This is a genomic window from Pseudomonas sp. OA65, from assembly GCF_017498305.1.
Taxonomy (GTDB): domain Bacteria; phylum Pseudomonadota; class Gammaproteobacteria; order Pseudomonadales; family Pseudomonadaceae; genus Aquipseudomonas; species Aquipseudomonas zanjanensis.
This window is the reverse complement of record NZ_JAGDEZ010000078.1, coordinates 1-9,039: the sequence shown is the minus strand read 5'-3', so window position 1 is coordinate 9,039 and position 9,039 is coordinate 1. Positions and strand designations below refer to the sequence as shown.

Genomic DNA, 9,039 nt, shown 5'->3' with positions numbered 1-9,039 from the left:
GTACGCCTATCTAAAGGATGTTCTCACGCGTTTACCGACGCAGCGGGCGAGTGAAATCGAGCTGCTGCTTCCGCATAAGTGGCAGCCGGTTTAATCACGCAAGATGTGATGCCCGGACGCATACGTTAAGCCTTTGCGATGTATAAATACATCGCAAAGCATCGCAACTCCCGAGCGCCGGTGACAACACCGGCGCTTTTCTCACTACGCGAGTCGCCCGCGAGCGCCGCCTCAATCCTCAATCGCGACATCCTCCGATAGCAGAAATGCCCTAAGTAACATCCAGGATTGCTCCATCGCCAGCAAACCTTGTTCGCTTCGCTCATGTACCCGCAAAACTACGCTTTCGCTTGCCGGGTTCCAAATGTTGACCAGTTGAGCGCGCCACGGTCTATTTCATTAGTCACTTTTTGGGTGTACCAAAAAAAGTGGCCAAGGATGCTTCTCAGAAAGAAAATGCTCTTTCCATTTTTTCCGTAATTTATCAAAGCGACTCTGCAATCGGCGTTCGATGCTAGGCCAATGTAAGTGAAAAATCTCTTGGGCTTTCCCCTCTGTGAGCCTCAATGCCTCAATACGGCCGTCCGCCACTACGAGAAACAGTACGGCAGCACGCCAAAAGCTTTCTGAAGAGGATGCATCGCGCATGAGGGTAAGCCAATGCGTAGCCCAGATATGTCGCTCATATAGAGCCTTAGCAAGGCGCTGTGTTTCCCCAAGAAATCCTGGAACCCCGGCAAATAGGGATAAAACTCTTTCGCTATATGAGTTCTCTCCCATCAGTCCGGCGACCAAGATGGCACGTGCCTGTTTAGCTGGCAGCGTGGAAGCCAAGCCTTCCTCAATGTACTGAGTGAGCTGGAAAGATTTTCCGCTCCACAAAGCAGCCCATACCTCACAGGCGAGCACACCGTTATTTGTGGCGCAGTCGAGACGGTGCATACGCAGCGCATTTAATTCTGTGCTCTCAGTTGCGGACCAGATACACGTTGCCCCTAACTCAATAGCTGCGCGGCCAAAAACTACACGCACGAGGGGAGCGATAGGGTCGTATTTTTCGAACAGTTGAACCGCACGAATAGGGTCATACGTCGAAACGAATCGCCCTAATTGCATACCGATATTACGAAATGCTACCAGATTCGCATGGTTTGATTGGCTGAGCAGCAAATCGCACCAGCGTTGGGTCAAGGTGGTATCTGCCGCAGCGATACTTGCGAAATCTTCGGCACCAATTTGCTCCAACAGTTTCTCTGCATCTATACGCGTTAAATGCGAAAGCAAAGCTTCGAAGCTGGAATGCAGCTTTTTTTGACGCTCATTAAAGCTGTCTTCATCCTCGAGTGCTCGCAGCCAAGATTTTTCGGAATCAGGTGACGAAAGCTGGCGCTCGCGCAAGGTGAAGCAGGGCTTTCGGGAGGTGTCTCTTGATTGATACATGAGCTCAATTTCAAGCATGTCCGATTCGACTGGTAACTTCAGCGGGCGCTGAAGTAGGGCGTCTATAGTCAATGCAACATGGAGCGATACTTCCCCACCGACACGCGCCGATAGTTGTCCTAAATGTTGAACGTCCATGTCCGCTATAAATTTATCCCAGGAAGCAACGTTCTGTATCGCAGCCGCTACCAATACGTCTGAACCGAACCAGCGCTCCAGCCCCTCATCCTTGCTTAACTGATTGGCATTCCAGCCACTTTCCTTAGCTATTTGTAGCGCTGCGGAATCCGCGGACTTCGCAACCATTGCCAACGCATGAGCGCGTACGAATGTTGACGCACTGCTTAGCAAGGCTGGAAGATGATTTAGAGCTGATGGCGACAACGGTCGATTAACAAAGGGGGCGAACAGCAGTACTATGAACTGTGACTCTTCGTCCTGATCTGCCACTGCAGCCGATAGCCTCATTTCGAAGGTTTGCACGTCGAGTGGCTTAATGGTTTCAACCAAATGTTGTTGTAGCCGATAGCCTAGCCGGGCCTTCAAGAGTGAGTCGAGCTGCTCGGAGGCCTCTAGCGCGGGAAAGACAAATTGCAATTGAAATTGTGCCCAGATCTGGGCCTCGTTCCCTAGCGAGTGCAAAGCCTCGACATCAGCTTCGTCCCCGCACAAGCGACCGACGAACTTTAGTGCTTGCTGATGTGTAACGAGGGCAGAGTGATCGAGTAGACCGGCTACTCCTTGCCGTAGAGGTAAAGCGTCGCGTCGCAGTACGTCATCGAAGAACGAGCGATGCTTGTTGACCGCGATATCTGGATAAAAGCGGCTAATGGCAGGCCGCGCATCATTGAAAAAGTAATCCTGTGGAAGCATTCCTTTACTCAACGAAATGTTGGTGACATCGGCAGCAGCATACTGTGTTGCAGTTTTCGCGACATTCTCAGGTTCTGCATTGTTAGGATCGCAGGGATCGGTGCTGCAATAGTCTTCAACAAGTCTCCAGCCCCCGCCTTTCGGTAGATCTACGCTCAGGTCATCAACTAGTTTCTGCGCACGCAGTGCGTCATCCGGGTGTCCGGTCGACTGGAGTAATGTTACTAGAGCCCATTGACCAACATTTGACGGCGTTCCATTGGCCAATCTTTGGCTAAAAAGCAGAAGCTCAGCACGGGTGGCTTCCCAATCAATGCTGTTGAAGCGAATTAAATGGCGAAACTCTTGCGTAGGTGATAAGTGACTAACGTTGAGACTTTTAGCAAAACTCCATTGCATGAACGCGTGTGCGAAATCTGCTAGTGGCTTGCCGGCCATCAGTCTCAAAGCAACTGTCCCGAGTACTGAAACGTCTTGAACTTCGACGCGCTGCAGTTGATCAAAAATGTCTTTTTCATTTGGGGAAAGTTTCTCGAGTTTCTCTGCTAATTCGTTTTTTAGTTCAAGACGGCGTGATGTGAGATCGTCCGCGTTTCTACCAGATGGATTTACATGTTTTTCGACATCAAGAGTTACATGCGTCAGCCAGCCATTGAGTTCCGATGCAATCGCTGTCCAGGCTTGATCGTCAACCTTAGCGCGATGCAAAGCCAGTTCGATGCAATCGAAATTGATCGCTGCACCACCTTGCAATGCAAGGGACCTCATCGCCTCAAGAAAAACAGGCGTCCGGATGCGTGCCAACGCGTTGATAGAATCGGAGATGCCATCGTCTAGATTTTGTAAGCCGGCGAACCCGGTCAGGATTGCTGCACCAATTGCAGTTGAATTCTCTTCAGACATACACGCCACGGTGAGTGATGCCAGTATTGCCTCCGAAGTTTGATCAAGCGCGGCGATCGGTTCCGCTATGACAGCCAGAGCTTCGTCTAGATTGTGCCCATTGCGATGGGCTTTGTTGAGCTCTTCGAGAATTGCCAACCCTAATGCCAGGCCGAGACCCTCTTCGCTTACGGAGTAGCGCGTCGGGTCTTCTGTCAACGGAACAAAGAAGCGTCCTTCCACTACGGCATCTAACCCGCCGTCAAATACCTTTAGGTCATCGCGTTGCTGCGTACTCAACCGTTGCAATACCTCCTTTGCATGTCGCTGCAGGTTGCGTTTAAAGTGTTCAGCGGATTGATCGTAACTGTCACGTTGGCTTGCCCGCAGATGCTCAAACAACAAAAAGGGAATGCTTAACTCCTCCATCTTTTTAAGCTGCTCGCTGTCCAAAAGGGTTAGAGCAATGGATAGTAATCTAGGGTTGCGAAGGGCTGACGCAACACGTTCATGCAGTTGGCCGCCGCGCATGTTTTGTGAGGAGAGCAATTCATCCCGCTCAGAAGGCGACCACTCTGGCACTGACAAGACACGGTAGGATGAAACTAAACGCGGCTTTATCATCTCGTCAAAATAACGTCTTCGCGACGTGAGAATAAGCTTGCCACCGACGCATTCTAACTCTTCGCTGAGCTGGTCGATCACACGAGCCCATTCTGTTCGAGGGCGTTGGTTCAAGCCATCAAGGACCACAAGAAACCCTTGATCAGGGCCCCTACGCTGTTTGCGCCATTCGCGAAGTTGAGTAGTCCAAAACTCCTGGTGGCGTTCAGAGCCTTGCCTATCAGTTTGTATGCATAGCTTTTGCGCTAGGAGGGTAGCTGGGGTGATGGCCTGCTCGCCTATTTCTTCCGCGGTTAAAAACAGCGTCAGTGGCTTTTCTGCCAAGGAAAGCCACGCTTGCGCGACGAGCCATGATTTGCCATTGCCTTCATCTCCAGTAAGAGCTACGACACCGCCAGCAGTCGATTCGACAAGCAGGGACTGGAAACGCGCAACCAACTCGCCTCTAGACATAGATATGATAGAAGCCGCTGTGTCAGCAGGACATAGCGGCTGACCGAGCCGAACTTTGGCTTTGGTGCGACTGGAAAAAGCGCTCAGCAGCCATTCGGTATTGGCTTTGAATGCAATATCAAGAGACCAATCTGATTCCGGCAAGCTCTGCGCATCAAACCGCATGTTGATTTCATCGAAACGTTGTTGCAGAGCCTGCATGTTAACTTCAATCAAGCCTGCCATGGCGCGATCCTTGGTCGCACTCAACACCCCTGCAACTAGTACATTTACGGCGTGGTCAATAATGTTTTTTGCCCGATTATGGTGTTCTCCTGACATCAGCGAGTAGCTATCGATTAGCGCACAGAGAGCGTCGGACGGCTCCATAGATGAGGTTATACGTGCATGCGCGAGTTGTCTTAGCTGGTATCTCGTGGTGCTGGAGTTTAACCATTCACACACATGCGGCAGAGAAAATGGTTCTGACTTCACCAACTGATGCCCGAACATTTCGAGTATTCGTTTCCACCCTGCTTCGGTGGATGAGGTGACACCCAAATGCACGAATGTCTCTTGGTCCAAATCTTCGATTGGCGAGTGAGCTGCCGCCGACGGATTATGGGCTGCAGTACGTTCAGCCCAAGGTTTCTTGAGCAACATAACTACGGGGCTGGCCAGCGAAAAAAGAAATCGAGAAATAGTCGAGATGTCCAACTTCAGTTCCTAAATCGAAAAGCACGCAAGGCCAGCCCCTATTGGTGCTGGTTAGGAATTAAATTACAGGGTTGACAATCTACCATATCTGGCCCAAAAGCTCCCCACTCTTGTCGTTGCTATTAGTCATAAACATAACCGTTTGCCTATCCCTTATCGTAAGGGGGAAACGGTCTCCTGTCTTTCATGGGGCTCGTTCAGCATCAAAAATAGCCATCTTTTAGGCCGCCCGTTTATGTCTCATTTTGATGTTGCGACAAGGCAGCCACTGCAATCGGCCAATTCTGTTGAAAAAGTCGATCCTGATTTCCACAGTAGAAAATTATGCACCTGAGATTGAAATCTTTACATTGAGCAGAGGGTGACGGGCTCAGATTTCCCGTAGCAGCGCGCAAAAAAGGCGTTTTTCTGCGGTTATATGCGGTCAGTCTGGCAGAACCGACTTTTTCAACAGAATCAGCCAAAAGATGACAGTCGTGGCACACTGTCACGAGCTGGCCCCAGTTGAGGCGGGGGGCATTCGATGCTTGAGCTCCACACGACCTCACCTGTCGGGACCGACAAAGACAACAAGAGTTTTGGCAAGCGCGTCTGCATTACAAACGGCAGACCTTGTTAAGAACTGGCCTAGAGCTTTAACTCCGCAGTGAACATAGGATGATAACCACTGATAGCTAATTCCCGTCTAGGATCTCCAGGGTCTGCGCCCAGAATAATGTCATCCATCTTGCCAGCGAATAGAACAAATGACGCTTCTGGGTAATGCCGCAGAAGGCGCTTCGCTTCATTACGATACTCCTCAGGGATCAGAGGGCTTTTTGACAACTCTCGCAAAAACGCTTCTGTTTGGATCACACTTTGGGTGCGTTCACTCGGCAGTGTCATTACAGCCCACCCCTCTTTGCGTTTAGTCAACCGATAAATGGCCGAAACCACTAGTATGACTGAAAGATTGACGAGGTCCTAGCAGGACAGCCGCCGGCATCCTCTGCGCGTACTGGAATAGCTTCGCAGACAGGTTCAGAAGCCCATCCGGCATCTCGAAGATCTATTGGAGCAGCTATGGATCGAATTGCGACTACCGCTCGTTGTGACTGATCCACCCTTGTTCTCCCTCAACGTGGAGGACAACAAGCCATGAACACCACTACTAGATCCCCCCATCAGCCTTGGAACAAGGGAAAGCTTGTCGGGCAGAAAGCTCCGCTTCGAGTCAGAGATATCTGGGCTATCCGGATCAGACTCCAGCTCGCGGAGAAGACACGTGATTTGGCGCTCTTCAACCTGGCCATCGACAGCAAACTGCGTGCCTGTGACTTGACCAAGTTGCGAGTCCGGGACATCGCCCACGGGGAGTATGTGTCGTCAAGGGCGATCGTGATGCAGCAGAAAACTCAGCACCCAGTGCAATTTGAAATCACTGAGCAAACCCGAACGGTATTGGAAGCTTGGATGCATCGGGCGCATCTCCGAAGCGAGGATTTTTTGTTTCCCAGCCGATTGCACGCCTCAGACCATCTTTCCACCAGGCAGTACGCTCGAATAGTCAAAGCGTGGGTGACAGCCACAGGCATGTACGGCACTCACACGCTACGGCGGACCAAGGCATCGTTAATCTATCGCTGGACGAAAAATCTGAGAGCTGTCCAACTCCTGCTTGGTCATACGAAGCTTGAAAGCACTGTCAGATACTTGGGAATCGAGGTCGATGATGCCTTGGAAATGGCCGAGCAGACCGAAGTCTGACTAATCACGCGACGATCGATGCCAGACCGTCGCGATCGGCCCTATATTGTGACTACAAAATCAGCGGCTACTAAAACCACAGGGGCAGTCTTGCGCTGAGCAATCTATGACTGGCGTATCCTTAAAATGGAATCTGTAATGGCTTGAGAATTAGTGTCCAGTGTTTCCATGGCCGCCACCGCATTAACGGCGACGCTGCCTATTCCATTTTCCGAAAGCCATTTGGTTATTTCCTCTATCGCTGCACTCAGGGCGTGCTGGTTGTGGAGGAGCAATGTGAGACCGTCTGCTGTGGCGACCTTGCAGTCTGAGCTATTTGGCATGACGGTTCCTTTTCGGCAATGATGCCGGAGCCTAGCTCATCTCGCCGTTTTGGACTGGTCGCTGATTACCCAGATCTAGCCAACTGTCTGCATTCGACCTGATAGCTCCTCAAGCCGAATTCGGACACCCCCCTCCCGGTTATGACTGGCAGAGGTCGACCTGTAGCGGCCGGTGGCGACAGATGGCACTGGCTACAACCCCAAATCACCAGTCGCCTCGAATTTTCTAAGTTCCCTCGGTGGCCGTTGTGCGTAAGCGGCCAGCGAACACACCTTCAGAAGTCCGGAATTAAGGGCGATGGTGTCCGCCTATTTTAAAGCGGACGCGATCACCCTTATCGCCAGGATTTCCATGCGCCAACGAAGCTCCTATCCCAACCCCTTCAAGGCCCAGGTCGTGCAAGAATGCCTGAAACCCGGTGCCTCAGTTTCCAGCGTCGCTATCAGCCACGGCATCAATGCCAACGTGATTCGCAAGTGGCTGCCGATTTACCGTGATAAACCCGCCGCGCCACTTCCCGCGTTTGTACCGCTGCAACCGATGCCTAAACGGCACGCTGGTGAAGCGGTGGTCATCGCACTGCCGCTGAACGCACTGTTGCAGTACCAACAGAAGCGGTGGTTTTTAAATACTGCGACTGACGGTCAAGAAGCGAATGCGTGCGACGCTGCTGGCTATTCGGGATGAGCTGAAGCGCCGAAGTCATGAGCCCATCCGGGCTCAAGGGCAATGGCTTACTCGGGTGGTCAGGGGCTACTTCAATTACCACTCGGTGCCGGGAAACCTGATACGTCTTGGTGGTGTTCGTTCAGCGGTCTGCCGCCTATGGCGGCAAGCCCTCAAACGGCGCAGCCAGCGTAATAGGCTTCAATGGTCACGCTACGGACGCCTTGCCGACCTCGACATACCTAGACCTAGAAATGGACGTCCTTACCCTGAGGATCGCTTCGCGTCACATACCCGAGGCAGGAGCCATATGCGGTAGTTCCGCACGTACGGATCTGTGCGGGGGGCGGCAGGTAACCGTCGTCCCTACCGCGACCCGCCGATAAGCGGAAAACCCCAAAATAGTGGTTGCGCGGCCATTTTCGGTTAATATTTTCTGAGAGTTCGGCGCACATTTTAAGAAAATCTTGGCGCGGTTAAGAAAATTTAGCCAACGACGGGGAAAAAATGGGAAATCTAGTGGGTCACGCCCATTAGATCAATGCGATGGAGCTACCCACTGGTGCGGCAGCAACTGTCCAATATCACTGGCCCTCTGTATCGGCAAACGCGTAAGCACATCCTTGAGATAGCCATACGGGTCATGCCCTTTCATGAGTGCCGACTGAATCAGGCTCATGATTGCCGCAGCCCGTTTCCGCTGCGCAACGACCCTGCGAAGAGCCAGTATTTGCGTCCAAGCGCTCATGGCCTAATTTGGTTGTCGGGTACGGCGTTTTTTCAAGGTAGTTGTCGCGTCAACCGTCTAACTATGCCGCTCTTTTCTCGACCTGTTGCTCTCGATCCGGGTTCAACAACACGGTACCGATCGGCTCCCAGTTACGCGTCCGGCCTGACCACCGCTCCGGTTTTTGCTCCTTGGCTCGTTCGTACAGTGCATGTCGTCGGGCCAAGACCTGACGGTCCAGCCCTCGATGCCGTTGGGCTGGCGTGACGAACCGGATGCGGCTATGCCGGTGTTCGTGGTTATACCAGCGCATGAAAGTAAGCGTCCGCCCAACGCACCTTGTGTGATTAAACGGGCGCCCATCGCGGACACCATCGCCGTTAATGCTGGAGTTCGGAAGGTGACTTGGCTGGACGCTTACGGCCGATTCTGTTGAAAAAGTCGGTCTGCCCAAACTGCATAGCCATTGACCGGTGAAAACGCCTTTTTTGCACGCTGCTACGTGAAATCCGAGTCAGAAAGCCTCTGCCAAAAGTAAAGATTTCAATCTCGGACGCGTACTTTTCTGACGCGCAAACCATGGCCGACTTTTTCAACACAATCGGCCA

The 9,039-nt window shown here is 52.0% G+C and carries 7 protein-coding genes and 2 pseudogenes; 3 read left to right on the top strand and 6 right to left on the bottom strand.

The features are described from left to right. Nucleotides 1-94, top strand: a 94-nt coding sequence (locus J3361_RS28925) for a transposase domain-containing protein (protein ID WP_207967409.1), incomplete at its 5' end; no start/stop codon positions are given. A 305-nt stretch (nt 95-399) separates the two neighbouring features. On the opposite strand, the gene J3361_RS28920 is transcribed toward J3361_RS28925, so the two are convergent. Together J3361_RS28920 and J3361_RS28915 are read right to left on the bottom strand one after the other, a co-directional pair. Continuing rightward, a complete protein-coding gene (locus tag J3361_RS28920; RefSeq protein WP_207967407.1) occupies nt 400-4,968 on the bottom strand; it encodes a hypothetical protein in 4,569 nt (1,522 codons plus the stop codon). 627 nt (nt 4,969-5,595) lie between these two features. Beyond that, entirely contained in the window at nt 5,596-5,853 is a 258-nt protein-coding gene (locus tag J3361_RS28915) for a BPSL0761 family protein (protein ID WP_207967406.1), read from the bottom strand. 252 nt (nt 5,854-6,105) lie between these two features. On the opposite strand from J3361_RS28915, the gene J3361_RS28910 reads away from it, so the two are divergent. Then, nucleotides 6,106-6,714 (top strand): tyrosine-type recombinase/integrase, encoded by a 609-nt coding sequence (locus tag J3361_RS28910; protein WP_207967405.1) that lies wholly within the window; start codon nt 6,106-6,108, stop codon nt 6,712-6,714. 104 nt (nt 6,715-6,818) lie between these two features. On the opposite strand, the gene J3361_RS29660 is transcribed toward J3361_RS28910, so the two are convergent. Next, on the bottom strand, nt 6,819-7,037 hold the full coding sequence (locus tag J3361_RS29660) for a hypothetical protein (RefSeq protein WP_243459074.1): 219 nt from the start codon (nt 7,035-7,037) through the stop codon (nt 6,819-6,821). A 298-nt stretch (nt 7,038-7,335) separates the two neighbouring features. Between J3361_RS29660 and J3361_RS28905 the strand changes: the two genes are divergently transcribed. After that, on the top strand, nt 7,336-7,725 hold the full coding sequence (locus J3361_RS28905) for a transposase (protein ID WP_207967404.1): 390 nt from the start codon (nt 7,336-7,338) through the stop codon (nt 7,723-7,725). Between the two features lie 517 nt (nt 7,726-8,242). Here the strand turns inward: J3361_RS28905 and J3361_RS28900 are convergent. The 3 genes and pseudogenes from J3361_RS28900 to J3361_RS28890 form a co-directional block, all read right to left on the bottom strand. Further along, nucleotides 8,243-8,469 (bottom strand): annotated as a pseudogene (locus J3361_RS28900) (transposase domain-containing protein); the annotation flags it as partial. Nucleotides 8,470-8,513: 44 nt separating this feature from the next. Further along, a pseudogene (locus J3361_RS28895) lies at nt 8,514-8,747 on the bottom strand (IS3 family transposase); the annotation flags it as partial. A 64-nt stretch (nt 8,748-8,811) separates the two neighbouring features. Beyond that, nucleotides 8,812-9,039: hypothetical protein (locus J3361_RS28890; protein ID WP_243459073.1), on the bottom strand; the 228-nt coding region annotated here is incomplete at its 5' end.

Bases quoted from the DNA above. Each gene is read 5' to 3' on its own strand.
- J3361_RS28915 (WP_207967406.1), bottom strand. From the start codon at position 5,853: ATGACACTGCCGAGTGAACGCACCCAAAGTGTGATCCAAACAGAAGCG.
- J3361_RS28910 (WP_207967405.1), top strand. From the start codon at position 6,106: ATGAACACCACTACTAGATCCCCCCATCAGCCTTGGAACAAGGGAAAG.
- J3361_RS29660 (WP_243459074.1), bottom strand. From the start codon at position 7,037: ATGCCAAATAGCTCAGACTGCAAGGTCGCCACAGCAGACGGTCTCACA.
- J3361_RS28905 (WP_207967404.1), top strand. From the start codon at position 7,336: ATGGTGTCCGCCTATTTTAAAGCGGACGCGATCACCCTTATCGCCAGG.